13 protein-coding genes are annotated in these 15,918 nt (G+C 70.3%); 11 read left to right on the forward strand and 2 right to left on the reverse strand.

Annotated elements, in window-relative coordinates; genetic code table 11:
* Nucleotides 1-63: 63 nt before the first annotated feature.
* Nucleotides 64-1,593 (reverse strand): PLP-dependent aminotransferase family protein, encoded by a 1,530-nt coding sequence (locus ACFIMZ_RS24005; protein ID WP_431824790.1) that lies wholly within the window; start codon nucleotides 1,591-1,593, stop codon nucleotides 64-66.
* A gap of 113 nt (nucleotides 1,594-1,706) precedes the next feature.
* Between ACFIMZ_RS24005 and ACFIMZ_RS24010 the strand changes: the two genes are divergently transcribed.
* From ACFIMZ_RS24010 to ACFIMZ_RS24055, 10 genes are all read left to right on the forward strand, one after another.
* Complete coding sequence (locus ACFIMZ_RS24010; protein WP_431824791.1) at nucleotides 1,707-3,131, forward strand: MFS transporter; 1,425 nt, start codon at nucleotides 1,707-1,709, stop codon at nucleotides 3,129-3,131.
* Nucleotides 3,132-3,311: 180 nt separating this feature from the next.
* Entirely contained in the window at nucleotides 3,312-4,814 is a 1,503-nt protein-coding gene (locus ACFIMZ_RS24015) for an aldehyde dehydrogenase family protein (RefSeq protein WP_431824792.1), read from the forward strand.
* 44 nt (nucleotides 4,815-4,858) lie between these two features.
* Nucleotides 4,859-6,199 carry an aspartate aminotransferase family protein gene (locus ACFIMZ_RS24020; protein WP_431824793.1) on the forward strand — a complete coding sequence of 447 codons (1,341 nt, stop codon included), beginning with the start codon at nucleotides 4,859-4,861 and terminating at the stop codon, nucleotides 6,197-6,199.
* 121 nt (nucleotides 6,200-6,320) lie between these two features.
* Entirely contained in the window at nucleotides 6,321-7,823 is a 1,503-nt protein-coding gene (locus tag ACFIMZ_RS24025) for an APC family permease (protein ID WP_431824794.1), read from the forward strand.
* Nucleotides 7,820-8,407 (forward strand): DUF3156 family protein, encoded by a 588-nt coding sequence (locus ACFIMZ_RS24030; protein WP_431824795.1) that lies wholly within the window; start codon nucleotides 7,820-7,822, stop codon nucleotides 8,405-8,407. The genes ACFIMZ_RS24025 and ACFIMZ_RS24030 overlap by 4 nt, the downstream gene beginning before the upstream one ends.
* A 74-nt stretch (nucleotides 8,408-8,481) precedes the next feature.
* Entirely contained in the window at nucleotides 8,482-9,450 is a 969-nt protein-coding gene (locus ACFIMZ_RS24035; protein ID WP_431824796.1) for a helix-turn-helix domain-containing protein, read from the forward strand.
* Between the two features lie 127 nt (nucleotides 9,451-9,577).
* Nucleotides 9,578-10,789, forward strand: a complete 1,212-nt coding sequence (locus tag ACFIMZ_RS24040; RefSeq protein WP_431824797.1) for a porin — start codon at nucleotides 9,578-9,580, stop codon at nucleotides 10,787-10,789.
* 156 nt (nucleotides 10,790-10,945) lie between these two features.
* Nucleotides 10,946-12,184, forward strand: coding sequence for an ABC transporter substrate-binding protein (locus ACFIMZ_RS24045; RefSeq protein WP_431824798.1), 1,239 nt, complete (start codon nucleotides 10,946-10,948; stop codon nucleotides 12,182-12,184).
* 34 nt (nucleotides 12,185-12,218) lie between these two features.
* Nucleotides 12,219-13,088 carry a carbohydrate ABC transporter permease gene (locus ACFIMZ_RS24050; RefSeq protein WP_431824799.1) on the forward strand — a complete coding sequence of 290 codons (870 nt, stop codon included), beginning with the start codon at nucleotides 12,219-12,221 and terminating at the stop codon, nucleotides 13,086-13,088.
* Nucleotides 13,058-13,951 carry a carbohydrate ABC transporter permease gene (locus ACFIMZ_RS24055; RefSeq protein WP_431824800.1) on the forward strand — a complete coding sequence of 298 codons (894 nt, stop codon included), beginning with the start codon at nucleotides 13,058-13,060 and terminating at the stop codon, nucleotides 13,949-13,951. Before ACFIMZ_RS24050 ends, ACFIMZ_RS24055 begins: the two co-directional genes overlap by 31 nt.
* Nucleotides 13,952-13,994: 43 nt before the next feature.
* Here ACFIMZ_RS24055 and ACFIMZ_RS24060 read toward each other — a convergent pair whose 3' ends face one another.
* Nucleotides 13,995-15,026, reverse strand: a complete 1,032-nt coding sequence (locus ACFIMZ_RS24060) for a LacI family DNA-binding transcriptional regulator (protein ID WP_431824801.1) — start codon at nucleotides 15,024-15,026, stop codon at nucleotides 13,995-13,997.
* A gap of 7 nt (nucleotides 15,027-15,033) precedes the next feature.
* Between ACFIMZ_RS24060 and ACFIMZ_RS24065 the strand changes: the two genes are divergently transcribed.
* Nucleotides 15,034-15,912 (forward strand): phosphatidylinositol-specific phospholipase C, encoded by an 879-nt coding sequence (locus tag ACFIMZ_RS24065; RefSeq protein ID WP_431824802.1) that lies wholly within the window; start codon nucleotides 15,034-15,036, stop codon nucleotides 15,910-15,912.
* Nucleotides 15,913-15,918 lie beyond the last annotated feature (6 nt).

The raw sequence follows: 15,918 nt of genomic DNA on the forward strand, positions 1-15,918 counted from the left end.
TTCATCGCCGCCGCGGTGATCGCGCCGCGCCTGAACAGATGGCGCAGCGCGGCTGTCCGTCGATCAACCCGCCTGGGGACCCTGCGCCCGAATCGCGCGGCGCAGCCGTCTCGCTGCCTCTCGCATGTTGCCCGGCAGCGTGGCGCCAAAGCCGATCACGAGCCCGGCCTGGCCGTCGCAGCGGTAATGCGGCGAAAGCGGCGGAGTCTGAAGCCCGAGCGTCGTCGCGGTCTCCCATACGGCGAGATCGGCGTTCGCCGTGGTCGCGCGACGCAGCTTCGCGACGAGATGCAGGCCGGCGTCGGGCGCGCGGCTGCCCCAATCGAGATCATCCGCGCAATAGTGCCCGAGCGCGGTCAGCAGCGCGTCGCGGCGTTCCGCATAGAGCATCCTCATCCGGCGCAGATGTGACGCGAAATGCCCCTCGCCGATGAACTCGGCCAGCGTGATCTGCAGCGGCGTCGGCGACTGCCGGTCGATCAGCGCCCGGGCGCGCGCGAAGGCGTCGGCGAGCCCCGGCGGCGCGATCAGGAAGCCGATCCTGAGGCCAGGCGCAAGCATCTTCGCAAAACTGCCGACATAGACCACGCGACTCGCGGCCGACTGCCGGCCGAGCGCGCGCAGCGGATGCAGGGGGCGGCCGGCGTAGCGATAGTCGCCGTCGCAGTCGTCTTCGACGATCCAGGCGTCGGCGCGCTCGGCCCAGGCGAGCAGCGCAAGCCGGCGGCGCAGGCTCATCGTCACGCCGAGCGGGTATTGATGCGACGGCGTCACGACCGCGAGACGCGCGCGGGGTGCGAGCCGCTCGCCGGCGGCGACGTCGAGGCCCTCGGCATCGACCGGCACCGGCACGACGCGCGCGCCGGCGCCTTCAACCGCGCTGTGTCCCGCGACGTATCCCGGATTCTCGATCCAGGCGTCATCGCCCGCGTCGGTCAGCAGGCGTGCGGCCAGCTCGATCGCATGCTGCGAGCCGGAGGTGATCACGATGTCGTCGGCCGTGCACGGCATCCCGCGCGTCACGGCCAGATGTTCGGCGATTGCCTCCCTGAGCGGCCGATACCCGGCCGGATCGGCATAGCCCAGCTGGTCGGATGCCGGCCGGCTGCGCCAGAACCTGGCGGACAGCCGCGCCCACGTGTCGTACGGAAATGCGTCCAGCGCGGGGGTGCCCGGCGCAAGCAGGCCCGGCCCGCGCGGCACCGGCGTGACGGGCAGGCCGACGAGCCGGCGCCCGCGCGCGGAGAGCGCCGGGTACGCCGCGCGGCCCGACGGGGCGGCGCTCGCGCGCGGATCGGCCGCGGGCGGCGCCAGATCCTCGGGCAGCACGTCCGGCACGTAGATGCCCGAGCCTCGCCGCCCGTGCGCATAGCCCTCGGCGACGAGCCTGTCGTAAGCGAGCACGACCGTCTGGCGCGAGACGCCCAGCTCGGCGGCAAACGAACGCGTCGACGGCAAGCGCGCACCGGGACGCAGAAGGCCGCGCAGCACGGCGTCCCTCAGGTGCCCGGCAATCTGTTCCTGAAACGGCAGGGCCGACGCGGGGTCGAGGGCGAAGGCGCCCCAGACGGGCGGCGTGGCGCGTTTGCTCATGATCGGCAAAGTGGACTGAATCGGTTTTCAAAAGTGGCCATAGTGGATTGTGCCACCCGTCGTTATCGTGTGTGCGACGCCAACCCGATTTCAACCCGATTTCGACTACCCCCATGACACTCGAAGCATCGCCCCTCCGGCAGCGGCTCGCGCTCGCGTCGCTCTATGCCGGCGTGTTTCTTCCGCCGCTCGCCTACTTCATCGTCAACCTGGCGCTGCCCGCGATCCACATCGGCCTGAAGGCCAGCGACGCGCAGCTCCAGCTGACGGTCTCGGCCTACGCGCTGGCCTACGCGGTCGTGCTGATCACCGGCGGCAGGCTCGGGGATCTGTACGGCCGCAAGCGGATCTTCATGATCGGGATCGCGGCGTTCGTCGCCGCGTCGGCGCTCTGCGGCCTCGCGTCGAGCGGCGCGTGGCTGGTGGCGGGCCGCATCGTGCAGGGCGTCAGCGCCGCGCTGATCACGCCGCAAGTCCTCGCGTCGATACGCACCGTGTTCCCGCCGCGGATGCAGGCGCGGCTGATGGGCCTCTACGGATTCGTGTTCGGGCTCGCTTCGATCGCCGGCCAGATCGGTGGCGGCGCGCTGATCGAGCTTTATCCGTGGGGACTCGACTGGCGCGTGGTCTTTCTGGTGAACGTGCCGATCGGCCTGCTCGCGCTGGCGGGCACGTGGCGGTACTTGCCGGAGAGCCGCGCCGAGCGCGGGGCGCGCATCGACGTGCCGGGCATGATCTCGCTGACGGTCAGCCTGATGCTGCTGATCTATCTGCTGGCGGTCGGCCCCGGACTGCATTGGCCGGCGTGGACGTCATGCAGCCTCGGCCTGAGCGTGCCCGCGTTCGCGGCCTTCGTCCGGATCGAGCGCCGGACGGCGCAACATGCGCGCGATCCGCTCGTCGACATGTCGGTGCTGAGCCGTCCGGTCGTTTCGACCGGGCTGCTGCTGGCGTTTCTGTTCTATAGCATCGCCGCGTTCTTTCTCATGTATGGCCTCTATCTGCAGGAGGGCCTCGGATGGTCGCCGCTGCAGTCGGGTCTCGGCCTCGCGCCCTACGGCGCCGGCTATCTGCTCGGGCCGCTCGCGACGCCCTGGCTCGCGCGCCGCATCGGCGACGGCCTGATGCCGCTCGGGTTCGGCCTGCTCGCCGGCGGCTTCGCGATCGGCGCGACGCAACTCGGCGGCGGCGCGCCCGATCTTCCGTTTTACGTCGGCCTGCTGATAGCAGGCACCGGGCAGGGCATGGCGCTGCCGTCGCTGCAGCGGATCGTGCTCGCGGACGTCGACGCCGCGCAAGCGGGAATGGTCGCCGGCGCCATCGTCGCCACGCTCTACATCGGGGCGGCGTTCGCGGCGGCCTGCATCGGCGGCGCGTTCTTCAGCGCGCTGGGTGATAGCCATACGGCGGCCGCTCATGCGCGCGCGATGAAGATCGGGCTCGAATGGATGCTCGTACCGCTGACCGTGGGGCTCGTCGTCAGTATCCGGATGGCGATGCGTCACGCACGGCCGGGTGTTCACGCGATCGGAGAATAGCCCGGCACCGAAGCGGAATCTGCCGCGCCTGTCGTGTGCGCCGGCCGGGGCGCGGGGTGGCGATACGTCCGCCACGCGCTGCCAATTTGCGCTCACGGCATCCCCAACGCGCTCGATACAGTGGTCCGACGCCCGCGTGCCCCGTCACGCGGCCTCGCCAGGACCCTCATCGAGACACCCATGACCTCATCGACCTTCGTCGCCGTCAGCGACACCGTGCGCCGCTTCGTCGCGCGCGACTTCGGCCTCTTCATCGACGGCGACATGCAGCCCGCGCACGCATCGGCGCGGCTCGACGTGCACGACCCGGCGACCGGCGAACGGCTCGCGACGGTCGCGGATGCCGACGAACACGACGTCGAGCGCGCGGTTGCCAGCGCAAAACGCGCGTTCGACGCGCGCGTGTGGAGCGGCCTGCGCCCGGCGGACCGCGAACGCATCCTGCTGAAGCTCGCCGACCTGATCGAGCGCGACGCCGAAACGCTCGCGCAGCTCGAAACGCTGAACCAGGGCAAGTCGATCCACGTCGCGCGCGCGGTCGAGGTCGGCGCGAGCGTCGAATACGTGCGCTACATGGCCGGCTGGGCGACCAAGATCACCGGCCAGACGCTCGACGTGTCGATCCCGTTCCCGCCGGGCGCGCGCTACACGGCCTACACGCGCAAGGAGCCGGTCGGCGTGGTCGCCGCGATCGTGCCGTGGAATTTCCCGCTGATGATCGCCGTGTGGAAGCTCGTGCCCGCACTCGCGGCCGGCTGCACGATCGTGCTGAAGCCGTCGCCGGAAACGCCGCTCACCGCGTTGCGCCTCGCCGAGCTTGCATTGGAAGCGGGCGTGCCGCCGGGCGTGTTCAACGTCGTCACGGGCGGCCGCGTGTGCGGCGCGGCGCTCGCGAGCCATCCGTCGATCGCGAAGATCTCGTTCACCGGCTCGACCGCGACCGGCAAGCTGGTCGGCGCGGCGGCCGTGCAGAACATGACGCGCTTCTCGCTCGAGCTCGGCGGCAAGAACCCGATCGTGATGCTCGACGACGTCGACGTCATGCAGGCGCTCGACGGCGTCGCGGCCGGCGCGTTCTTCAACCAGGGGCAGGTGTGCGCGGCCGCGTCGCGGATCTACGTGCACCGCAGCAAGTTCGCGCAGCTCGCGGACGGCCTCGCGGGCATCGCGCGATCGATGAAGCTCGGGCCGGGGCTCGACACGGCCGCGCAGGTCAATCCGCTCGTGTCCGCGCACCACCGCGACAAGGTCGTCCGGCACATCGAACAGGCGCGCCGCGACGGCCTCACGTTCCTCGCCGGCGGCACGCCCGCCGATGGCCTGCCCGGCTATTTCGTGAAGCCGGCCGTGATCGCCGACCCGCGCCCCGACAGCGCGATCGTGCGCGACGAGGTGTTCGGCCCGGTGGTCGTCGTGCTGCCGTTCGACGACGCGGCCGACGCGGTGCGGCTCGCGAACGCGTCGCCGTACGGGCTTGCCGCGAGCATCTGGAGCAACGACCTGACGCGCGTGATGAACCTCGTGCCGCAAATCGAGGCCGGCACGGTCTGGGTGAACTGCCACATCCCGCTCGACCCGTCGATGCCGTTCGGCGGCTACAAGCAGTCGGGCATCGGCCGCGAGTTCGGCCAGTACGCGATCGACGGCTTCACCGAAACCAAATCCGTCTGCATCGCGCACTGACGCGCGGCGCGGCCCTGCACACCCATCCGAAAGCGGAGACTGCAATGAGCTACAACGAAGCCCGATTCTGGCACCCGATGCTGCACCCGAACGAAATGAAGCGGCGCGCGCCGATCCGCATCGTCCGCGGCGACGGCTGCTACGTCTATGACGAAACCGGCAAGCGCCTGGTCGACGGCGTCGCGGGCCTGTGGAACGTCAACGTCGGCCACAACCGCAAGGAAGTGAAGGACGCGATCGTGCGCCAGCTCGACGAGCTCGAATACTTCCAGCTGTTCGACGGAATCAGCCACCCGCGCGCGGAGGAGCTGTCGAAGCTGCTGATCGACATGCTCGAGCCGGAAGGGATGCGCCGCGTGCTGTACAGCTCGGGCGGCTCGGATTCGATCGAGACCGCGCTGAAGATCGCGCGCCAGTACTGGAAGGTGCGCGGCCAGGCGGACCGCACGAAGTTCATCTCGCTGAAGCAGGGCTACCACGGCACGCATTTCGGCGGCGCGTCGGTGAACGGCAACACGGTGTTCCGCCGCAACTACGAGCCGAACCTGCCGGGCTGCTTTCACGTCGAGACGCCGTGGCTGTACCGCAACCCGTTCACGCAGGACCCCGAAGCGCTCGGCCGGATCTGCGCGGAGCTGCTGGAGCGCGAGATCCTGTTCCAGAGCCCCGACACGGTCGCCGCGTTCATCGCCGAGCCTGTCCAGGGCGCGGGCGGCGTAATCGTGCCGCCGGCCAACTACTGGCCGCTCGTGCGCGAGGTGTGCGACCGCTACGGCGTGCTGCTGATCGCCGACGAAGTGGTGACCGGCTTCGGCCGCAGCGGCAGCCTGTTCGGCAGCCGGGGCTGGGGCGTGCGCCCGGACATCATGTGTCTCGCGAAGGGCATCTCGTCCGGCTACGTGCCGCTCGGCGCGACGGCCGTGAATGCGCGGATCGAGGACGCGTTCGCGGAGAACGCCGATTTCGGCGGCGCGATCATGCACGGCTACACGTACGCGGGCCATCCGGTCGCGTGCGCGGCCGCGATCGCGAGCCTCGACATCGTGCTGAAGGAGGACCTGCCGGCCAACGCGGCGAAGCAGGGCGCGTACCTGCTGGAAGCGTTGCAGCCGTTCGCCGGGCGCTTCGAGGCGGTCGGCGAGGTGCGCGGCAAGGGGCTGATGCTCGCGCTCGACCTCGTCGCGGACAAGCAGACCCGCGAGCCGATCGATCCGCTGTCCGGCTACGCGAACGCGGTCGCCGAAGTCGCGCGCGAGCACGGCGTGCTGGTGCGTCCGGTCGGCACGAAGATCATCCTGTCGCCGCCGCTCGTGATCCAGCGCGAGCAGCTCGACCGGATCGTCGACGCGCTCGCGGCCGGCTTCGAAACCGTGCCGTTCGCGTAACGGCGTCAGGCAGCGGGGCGGGCGGTGCGCGCGCGGCCCGCCGGTTTGCCGATTTGCGCTATCTCAAGGTTTTTTTGCCTGCGTATTTTTTCGACATCGAATGATCAAACCGGAGACTAGGATGTCGGGATCGTCAGGGTTTACCAGCGCGGCAACGGAGGCATCGGCCGGCGCGCCGGCGGCGGAGGCAGGCGGCACGGCGCTGAAGGCAGGCGCGGTCGGCTTCCCGACCGCGCTCGCAAGCGCCGTCGGGCTCATCATGGCGAGCCCGGTGATTCTCACCGCGACGTCGGGCTTCGGGATGGGCGGCTGGGCATTCGCGGTCGCGATGCTCATCGCGTTCGTGATGATGCAGGCGCAGGCGACGACGTTCTCCGAAGCCGCCGCGATGCTGCCGACCGCGGGCTCGGTTTACGATTACCTGTCATGCGGGCTCGGCCGCTTCTGGGCGATCACCGGCACGATCTCCGCGTACTTCCTCGTCCACGTGTTCGCCGGCACGGCGGAGACGATCCTGAGCGGCATCATGGCGCTCGTCAACTTCGAATCGCTGAACGCGGCGCTCGAGAAGCACAACAGTTCGTGGCTCGTCGGCGTCGGCCTCGTGATCACGTTCGCGATCACCAACATCATCGGCATCAAGGTGTTCAGCAAGCTGGAGATCGTGCTGACGGCCGGCATGTGGCTGTCGCTGATGATCTTCGGCATCCTCGGCATCGCGGCCGCGCCGGCCGTGCAGCTCGACGGCTGGTTCGGCCGCTCGGAGATCGGCACGTCGCTGCCGGCCGTGCTGTCGCTCGTCGGGATGGCGATGTTCATGTTCGTCGGCTGCGAGTTCGTCACGCCGCTCGCGCCGGAGATGAAGGCGCCGGGCCGCACGATCCCGCGCGCGATGGCGCTCGGCCTCGTCGGCGTCGCGATCTGCATGTTCCTTTACGGCGCGGCGATCCGCCGCCAGGTGCCGAACGTGCCGGTCGGCGCGGACGGCCTCACGCACCTGCTCGACACGCCGGGCGCGATTCCCGCGTTCGCGCTGCAGGTGCTCGGGCCGTTCGGCCGCGTGTGGTTCGGCGTCGCGTTCCTGTTTGCCGGCGCCGCGACGATCAACACGCTGATGGCCGGTCTGCCGCGCATCCTGTACGGGATGGCGATCGACGGCGCGCTGCCGCGCTGCTTCGCGTACCTGCATCCGCGCTTCAGGACGCCGGTGGTCGGCATCGTCGCGGCGGCGGTCGTGCCGATCTTCCATGCATGGCTGATCAACGGCAACCTCGACAGCATCCTGCACCTCGTGCTCGCGGCGACCTGCGCGTGGGGCACCGCGTACCTGCTCGTCACCGCGTCGGTCGTGATGCTGCGGATTCGCCGGCCGGACCTGCCGCGCCCGTACCGCTCGCCGTGGTTCCCGCTGCCGCAGATCGTGTCGAGCGTCGGCATCGTGCTCGCGATCTGGTACATCACGCCGCCTGGCATGAACCCGCGCGACATCTACGTGCCGTTCGGCGCGATGCTCGGGCTGACCGCGCTGTATGCGCTGTTCTGGACCGTCGTCGTGCAGCGCCGGCATCCGTTCAGGCCGGTGCCGGTCGAGGACGTGCTGCGCAACGAGCACGTCGCCGGATGAAGGCCGCGCTCGCCCGGTGGCGCGCCGCGCCCGCTGCGCCGCCGCCCGGCTACCGGCCCGGCGCGACTGCCGCGCGCGTGCTGGCCGACCTGCGCGCGGCGCGCGACGGCGACGGCGGGGCGAGTGGGGTGGCGAGGCTGCCGAACGGCGTGCGGGTGCGCGTCGCGGAGCAGGTCGCGCGGCAGTTCCTGATGCATACGGTCAGCCTGCGGGTTGCCGTGACCACGCGCGGCCCGGCCGCGCACGGCAGCGCGCGCGTCGCGCAGACCGGCTGGCTGCGGCGCACCGGCGTGCGGGCCGCGCTCCGGGATGGCTGCGACCCCGGTTTCGCGCGCACGGTCGCGGCGCTGATGGCCGAGCCGTCGCTCGCCGACGCGCTGCGGCCCCTGCATTTGACGGATTGCACGCTCGACGCGCATGACGGACGCTGGACGTTGACCGTCGTGCCGTTCGGCGGCAGCGAGGTCGTGAGCCGGATGCCGTCGTTTCGCCGCTACGTCCGGCTGACCGGCGAGCAGGCCGCCGCGTTGTCGGCGGCCGTGATGGCGTTCCAGCGCGCACTGCGCGGGTTTTTGCGCAGGTAAGCTGTGGCGTCGCGTGCCGCCGCTCGATGCCGGCGGCCGCGCGCAAAGGGATCAGGGTTCTAGCGGAGGCGCCGATGCAGTTCCAGTCAGGCTCACACGAAGACGTCCACGAGCACGGGCTTGCCATCGCGGGCTGGCGCCAGGTGTACCGCCAGATGACGCCGGGCCGGTTCAAGGGCACGGTCACGCAGGTGCTGTACGACGATTTCCACTTCTTCCGCGAGACGACCAACCGGCGCGTCGCGCAGACCGGCGTCGCGCCGGCCGGCCGCACGTCGCTCGCGGTGCCGCTGTCGGTGCCGCTCGTCGGCACCTTCCAGGGGCAGCCGGTCGACGGCTACGCGCTGCTCGCGCTGCGTGCCGACGAGGATTTCGAATTCCATACGCCGGAAGGGATGGGGCTCGTCGGCATCAGCGCCGCGTCGGACATGATCGACGAGCTGTGCGACGCGGAGTTCGGCGCGGCCGGCTCAGGCGCGGCCGGCCCGGGCGCGACCGGCGCGCGCAGGCTGCACCATGTGACGCGGCTGTCCGACGCGCAGGGCGTCGCGCTCGGCGAGCGGCTGTCGGCGCTGATCGACGCCGCGCAGCGCAACCCCGGCTGCCTCGAATACGCGGCGACGCGCCGGATGTTCCGCGACGCGATGCTCGGCATGTTCCTCGATGCGCTCGACCAGGGGATCGGCGCGGAGCGCCGCGACATCACGCACGCGACCTACAGCGACATCGTGCGCCGCTGCGAGAAGCACCTGCGCGAGCGGCCGGAAGAACCCGTCACCGTGCTCGAACTGTGCCGCGCGTTGCGCTGCAGCCGCCGCACGCTGCAGACGAGCTTCCAGCGCGTCGCCGACGTGACGCCCGTCGCCTACCTGCGCACGATCCGCCTGAACGCGGTACGGCGCCTGCTGCGCACGACCTCCGCGCAGCAGCTCGGCGTCGGCGAGGCGGCCGCAAGCTGGGGCTTCACGCACCTCGGCTATTTCGCGAGCGAGTACCGCGACCTGTTCGGCGAGCTGCCGTCGCAGACGCTGCGTCCCGCGTGAGCGCCATCCCCCGTCCGTTTGCCGATTTGCGATAGAGGTCCGGAATTTTCGCTGGATAGAGTCCCGTCACCACATCATCAACCCCATCGATTCGCAGAGCGAAGCGATGGACGACAGGGGACGGGACATGACGATTGGAACGAGACTGGCCGCCGCCGTGGCAGCAGCGGTTTCGTGCATGCACGCGCATGCGCAGACCTCGGGCAGCGTGACGCTCTACGGCACCGTGGACACCGGCATCATCTACTCGACGAACCAGCAGTTCACGCGCGCGGACGGCAGCGTCGGCGGCGGTCATGCGTGGCAGATGGGCGGCGGCAACCTCGTGCCGTCGCGGTTCGGCTTCCAGGGCGCGGAGCCGCTCGGCGGCGGGCTGAACGCGGTGTTCACGCTCGAACAGCAGTTCCTGTCCGCGAGCGGGCAGGCGCTGCAGGGCGGCGCGGTGTTCAGCCGGCAGGCGTGGGTCGGCCTGCGGCAGGACGGGCTCGGCACGCTCGGTCTCGGCCGGCAGTACGACTCGTATACGGACATGCTCGGCGCGTACGTGTCGAGCAACAACTGGGCGACGCCGTACGGCTCGCATCTCGGCGACGTCGACAACCTGAACGCCGCGTTCAACTTCAACAACGCGGTCAAGTTCACGAGCGCCGATTTCAACGGGCTCACGTTCGGCGGCACGTTCAGCTTCGGCGGGCAGGCGGGGGACTTCTCCGCGAAGCGCGGCTATGCGCTGGCCGTGTCGTACAATCGCGCGCCGGTGTCGCTCGCGCTCGGCTACCTGAACCTGCGCCAGCCGCTCGATGCGGCGCTCGGCGGCGCGAACGGCTATATCGGCGACTTCGCGTGCAGCAACCCTGGCGCGATGTACTGCCTGCTGCAGGACGCCGCGTCGATGCGCGCGTTCGGCGCGGGCGGGTCGGTGGCGCTCGGCAATGCGACCGTCGCGCTGACGTATACGCATACGCGCCTCGGCGACAGCCGCTATTTCTCGACGCCCGCGCAGCCGCGCGCGCAGGCGTTCACGTTCGACATCGGCGAGCTGAACGTGTCGTACATGTTCTCGCCGGCGTGGCAAGGCGCCGTCGCTTACATCTTCAACGCGGCGCATACCGATGGCCGCGGCACGACGCGTTTCCACCAGGTGAACCTCGGCGCCAACTACCAGCTCTCGAAGCGCACTGCGCTGTATGCGGTCGCGATTGGGCAGCTCGCGAGCGGCACGGGGCTCGGCACCGACGCGAACGGCAAGGCGGTGAACTACGCGCAGATTCCGGTGCTCGGCAACAGCAATTCGAACCGGCAGCTGGCGGTGATGGGCGGGATCCGCGTGAACTTCTGAACGGGTATGGATGCGGCGTGCGGCCGCCTGCCACAAATCCTTAACGATCGGCGTGAACAATGGCGTTCGCTTCAGGCGGCTCGATGCGCCGCCCGCGTTGCACACGTGTGCAACGGATTGCCGTTTCGCCACCACGCTGATCGTGAGAGAGACCCCATGACCCTGCTGAGCCGCCTGCGCGCGCTGTCCGCCGCCGTTGCGCTTTCCGTCTTCGCGTCGCATGCCGTCGCCGCGGACCTCGTCATCGCCGGCCGCGACGACATCTACGGCAAGGGGCTGGCCGACGCCGTCGCCGGCTTCACGAAGCTGCATCCCGGCGCCGACATCGAGCTGCTGAAGCTGCCGAACGCGAACCTCTACCAGAAGCTCAAGCTGTCGATGCGCGAGGGCACCGGCGCGTACGACCTCGTGATGATGGACGACACGTGGTCGCCGGAATTCATCGGCAACGGCTGGCTGAAGCCGCTGCCGGCGACGCTCGCCGATGCGGACCTGGTGCCGTCGACGGTCGCGCTAGGCCGCAACGCGGCGGGCGCGCTGTTTGCGCTGCCGGTGGTCGGCAACGTCGAAATGTTCGCGTACCGGAAGGATCTGCTCGCGAAGTACAAGCTGCAGCCGCCGCGCAACTGGGACGACGTGCTGAAGATCGCGCAGACCGTCGGCGGCGCGGACAAGAGCGTGTCCGGCGTCGTGTTCCGCGGCACCAAGGGCAATCCGGTCGTGACGGGCTTCCTGCCGATCCTGTGGGCGTACGGCGGCGACGTGCTCGACCGCGCGGGCAACGTGACGATCGATTCGCGCGAGGCGCAGGCGGCGCTCAAGACCTTCCTGGCGCTGAAGGCGTCCGCGCCGAAGGACGTTGACGTATACGGCGCGGCGGAAGTGCGCGATGCGCTGCAGCGCGGCGCCGCCGCGCAGGCGATCGAGGTGTGGCCGGCATGGATTCCGGCGCTCGACGATCCGAAGCAGTCGCGCGTGGCCGGCCAGATCGCGCTGCAGGCGCCGCCGGGGCAGACCGCCGGCCCCGCGCCGATGCTCGGCATCTGGCAGATGGCGATTCCGAAGGACGCGCCGCACGCGAAGCTCGCGCAGGATTTTCTCACGTACCTGAGCTCGCGCGACACGCAGGCGCGCCTCGCCGCGCTCGGCATTCCGCCGACCCGCCGCAGCGTGTTCGCGGACCCGGCGCTGGTGCGCCAGTACCGCTGGTATCCGGATCAGCTGAAGGCGCTCGAAGCGGGCCGCGCGCGGCCGCGCGTGAAGGACTGGCAGCAGATCGAGAGCATCCTCGGCGACCAGCTGCAGCTCGCGCTGACGGGGCAGGCCGCGCCCGACGCGGCGCTGCGCCAGGCGCAGCAGAAGATCGCGCAGGCAATCGCGGCGGCGGGCAAGTGACGGCCGCTGCCGACGCACCGGAGGCTCGCCGCGCATGAAGGGTTTCGGCCGCACGCTGCCGTTCGTCGCGCTGCTCGGGCCCGCGCTGCTGGTGCTGGCCGGCCTCGCGCTGTATCCGGTCGTGCAGGTGCTGATCGATTCGTTCTGCCATGTCGACTACACGGCGGGCCGCCGCGCGTTCGCGGGCCTCGCGAACTATCGCGCGGTGCTCGGCGACGACGCGTTCACGGCCGGCTTCGGCAACACGCTGCGCTTCACGATCGCGGCGTCGCTCGCCGAGGTCGCGCTCGGCTTCGGCCTTGCGCTGCTGTTCGTGCGCGCGTTTCCGGGCCGACGCATCGCGCTGCCGCTCGCGATCCTGCCGATGATGCTGTCGACGCTCGTCTGCTCGGCGATCTGGCGCAACTGGCTGAACTTCGACGGCTTCCTGAACGCGCTGCTCGCGGCGCTCGGCGTGGAAGGCGTGCGCTGGCTGTCGGATCCGCATCTGGCGCTGTGGTCGCTGATGCTCGTCGACGTGTGGCAGTGGACGCCGATGGCGTTCCTGATCGTGCTCGCCGGGCTGCAGTCGATTCCGCAGGAGCTGTACGAAGCCGCGCGGACCGACGGCGCGAGCGAGTGGCAATGCCTGCGCGACATCACGCTGCCGCTCGCCGCGCCGCAGATCGGGCTCGCGCTGCTGCTGCGCTCGATCGACACGTTCAAGCTGTTCGACAAGGTCTATGCGCTGACGGGCGGCGGCCCCGGCAACGCGACGCAGACGCTGTCGACCTACATCTACGACACGGGCTTCCGCTTCTTCAACGTCGGGCCGGCGAGCGCCGCGTCGGTGCTGATGCTCGCGGCGTCCGCGCTGCTGGTCTCGGGGTACGTATGGCAAACGGTTCGCAAGCGGCGCGCGTGACGGCGCACGCCGGACGCACGCAGCGCCGGCCCGCGCCCGGTCGCGCCGCATTCGCACGGTCGGTGCCGTGGGCGCTGCGCGCGCTCGCGCTCGCGGTGCTGCTGCTGCCGTGCCTGTGGATGGCGGGCGCGGCGTTCATGCCGGCGCTCGAACGGCTCGACCACCCGCTGCGGATCTGGCCGGCCGCGCCGACGCTCGAGCATTTCGCGTCGGTGTGGGCGAACGGCCTCGGCGGCCCGCTGCTGAACTCGCTGCTGGTCGGCTTCGGCACGACGCTGCTCGCGCTGGCGCTCGCGTTTCCGGCCGCCTATGCGCTCGTGCGCCTGCGCTTTCCCGCGCGGCTCGACCTGCTGTTCCTCGTGCTCGTGCTGGCGCTCAAGCTGATGCCGCCGATCACGATCGCGGTGCCGCTGTTCGCGCTCGCGAAGCGGCTGCATCTGCTCGATTCGTCGCTCGGGCTGATGCTCGCGTACCAGATCCATGCGCTGCCGATGGCGATCTGGATGCTGCTCGCGTTCGTGCGCGACGTCCCCATCGAATACGAGGAGGCCGCCTGCATCGACGGCGCGGGGCTCGCGCGGCGGCTCGTGCAGATCGTGCTGCCGCTGTGCGCGCCGGGGCTGATCGCGACCGCGATCTTCGTGTTCATCGCCGCCTGGAACGAATTCCTGCTCGCGCTGCTGTTCGTGTCGACGCCGAGCCGCTTCACGCTGCCGCTCGCGATCGCGGGCTACGTGACCGAGAACGGCATCGACTGGGGCGACCTGATGAGCGCGGGGCTGATCGCGTCGCTGCCGACGCTCGCGGTCGCGGGGTATGTGCAGCGCTATCTGCTGCGTGGCTTCGCGGGCGGGTTGAAGTGACGGGGACGGACGGTTCGGGCGCGTTGTGTCGCTGCGCCGGATCTCAACCGCAGCTGTGACGGATCACGGCCGCGACCGGCACGACGCGCGTGCGCGACGCGCCGGCGGGCGCCTGCATCCGCTCGGCGAGCATGTCGATCGCGGCGTTCGCGAGCCCCTGCGTGTCCTGCCGGAGCGTCGTCAGCGCATAGCCGTCGAACGCGGCGGCGGGAATGTCGTCGAAGCCGATTACGCGCAGGTCGTCCGGCACGCGCAGGCCGAAGCGCTGCCGCGCGGTGTCGATCACGCCGAGCGCGAGCAGGTCGGACGAGCAGAACACGCCGTCCGGACGATCGTCGCCGGCCAGCAGGCGTTGCGCGGCTTCGACGCCGCACGCATAGGTGTCGGACGACGTGCCGTGAATGCGCACGAGCGCGGGGCCGCCGGGTTCGCCGGGTTTGCCGCGTCGCAGCGCATCGGCGAAGGCGTCGGCGCGCGACTGCGCGCTGTAGCTCGTGTCGCGCGGCCCGACGAACGCGAGCCGGCGCGCGCCCGCCTGCGCGAAGAGACGCGCGGCGCGGCCGGCGCCGTCCGCGTTGTCGCTGACGACGACGTCCGCGCCGGGCAGGCTCGCCGCGCGGTTGATCATCACGACGGGAACCCGGTGCGCGAGGTACTGGCGCGCGACCGACAGCGGCGGCGACGCGGACGTCATCACGAGCCCGGCGATCCGGTAGCTGAGCAGCCGCTCGAGCGACTGGCGGATCTGGCGCGGATCCTCCGCGTTCGTGACGAGCGGCGTGAGCCCGCGATGCCCGAGCGCGGCCATCAGGTCCGACAGCAGCCGCGCGCGAAACGGATTCTCGAAGCCCGCGGTGACGACGCCGATCATGCTGCTGCGCTGCGTGATCATGTCGCGCGCGATCAGGTTGACCTGGTAGCCGAGCGCGCGCGCCGCGCTCATCACGCGCTCGCGCGTTTCCGGCGCGATGCTCGCGGTCGGCGAGAACGCGCGCGACACCGCCGAGCGCGATACGCCGGCCCGCGCCGCGACGTCGGACGCGGTGATCCACTGTTTTTTCTGTCTGTCTGCCATCGATTCAATGATCCATTCGCACCACGACCCACGCCTGCCGCTCGCCGACTGGATGTCGACGCTCGACGACGGGCGATCGCTGCATACCCTGACCGTACCGGGCAGTCATGACACCTGTGCGTATACCGTCGACGATGCGCTCGCCCGCACGCAATGCGCACCGCTCGACGCGCAGCTGATGCACGGCGTGCGGATGTTCGACATCCGCTGCCGGCATGTTCACGACGCGTTCGAGATCCATCACGGCGGCATCGCGCTCGGCATGACGTTCGACGACGTGCTCGCGACCTGCGGGGATTTTCTTGCCGCGCATCCGGGCGAATGCATCGTGATGTCGGTGAAGGACGAATGGCCGGCGCACGCGTGCCGGCGCGGCTTCGACGCGACGTTCGATGCGCATCGCGCGCGGCATCCGGCGTTGCGCTGGCATTCGGGCGGCGCCATTCCCGCGCTGGGCGACGTACGCGGTTCGGTCGTGCTGCTGCGGCGCTTCCGCAGCAGCCGTCCGCTCGGCATCGACCTGACCGCGTGGCCCGACAACCGGACGTTCACGATCGATCATCCCGACGCTGCGTTCGTGATCCAGGACGAATACCGGGTGCCGGTCGTGGCGTCGATCGAACACAAATGGCAGGCGATCGACGCGCTGCTCGCGCACATGCCGTCCGCCGACAGCGGGCGCTGGGCGATCAATTTTTGCAGCGGTACGGGGATGGGCGCGAATCCGTCGGTCGTCGCGCACGGCAGCGGCGTCGTGAAAGGCATCCACGCGCGGCTCGGGGAACGGCTGCGCACGCATCACGGGCCGTGCGGGATCGTGCTGCTCGATTTCTGCGACGACGACGACTGGGCGCTCGTGCGCGCGCTGGCCGCCCGGAACGGGTAGCCGCGC

The organism is Burkholderia sp. F1 (assembly GCF_050813845.1).
Classification (GTDB): Bacteria; Pseudomonadota; Gammaproteobacteria; order Burkholderiales; family Burkholderiaceae; genus Burkholderia; species Burkholderia ubonensis.

Bases quoted from the DNA above. Each gene is read 5' to 3' on its own strand.
- ACFIMZ_RS24005 (WP_431824790.1), bottom strand. From the start codon at position 1,593: ATGAGCAAACGCGCCACGCCGCCCGTCTGGGGCGCCTTCGCCCTCGAC.
- ACFIMZ_RS24010 (WP_431824791.1), top strand. From the start codon at position 1,707: ATGACACTCGAAGCATCGCCCCTCCGGCAGCGGCTCGCGCTCGCGTCG.
- ACFIMZ_RS24015 (WP_431824792.1), top strand. From the start codon at position 3,312: ATGACCTCATCGACCTTCGTCGCCGTCAGCGACACCGTGCGCCGCTTC.
- ACFIMZ_RS24020 (WP_431824793.1), top strand. From the start codon at position 4,859: ATGAGCTACAACGAAGCCCGATTCTGGCACCCGATGCTGCACCCGAAC.
- ACFIMZ_RS24025 (WP_431824794.1), top strand. From the start codon at position 6,321: ATGTCGGGATCGTCAGGGTTTACCAGCGCGGCAACGGAGGCATCGGCC.
- ACFIMZ_RS24030 (WP_431824795.1), top strand. From the start codon at position 7,820: ATGAAGGCCGCGCTCGCCCGGTGGCGCGCCGCGCCCGCTGCGCCGCCG.
- ACFIMZ_RS24035 (WP_431824796.1), top strand. From the start codon at position 8,482: ATGCAGTTCCAGTCAGGCTCACACGAAGACGTCCACGAGCACGGGCTT.
- ACFIMZ_RS24040 (WP_431824797.1), top strand. From the start codon at position 9,578: ATGACGATTGGAACGAGACTGGCCGCCGCCGTGGCAGCAGCGGTTTCG.
- ACFIMZ_RS24045 (WP_431824798.1), top strand. From the start codon at position 10,946: ATGACCCTGCTGAGCCGCCTGCGCGCGCTGTCCGCCGCCGTTGCGCTT.
- ACFIMZ_RS24050 (WP_431824799.1), top strand. From the start codon at position 12,219: ATGAAGGGTTTCGGCCGCACGCTGCCGTTCGTCGCGCTGCTCGGGCCC.
- ACFIMZ_RS24055 (WP_431824800.1), top strand. From the start codon at position 13,058: ATGGCAAACGGTTCGCAAGCGGCGCGCGTGACGGCGCACGCCGGACGC.
- ACFIMZ_RS24060 (WP_431824801.1), bottom strand. From the start codon at position 15,026: ATGGCAGACAGACAGAAAAAACAGTGGATCACCGCGTCCGACGTCGCG.
- ACFIMZ_RS24065 (WP_431824802.1), top strand. From the start codon at position 15,034: ATGATCCATTCGCACCACGACCCACGCCTGCCGCTCGCCGACTGGATG.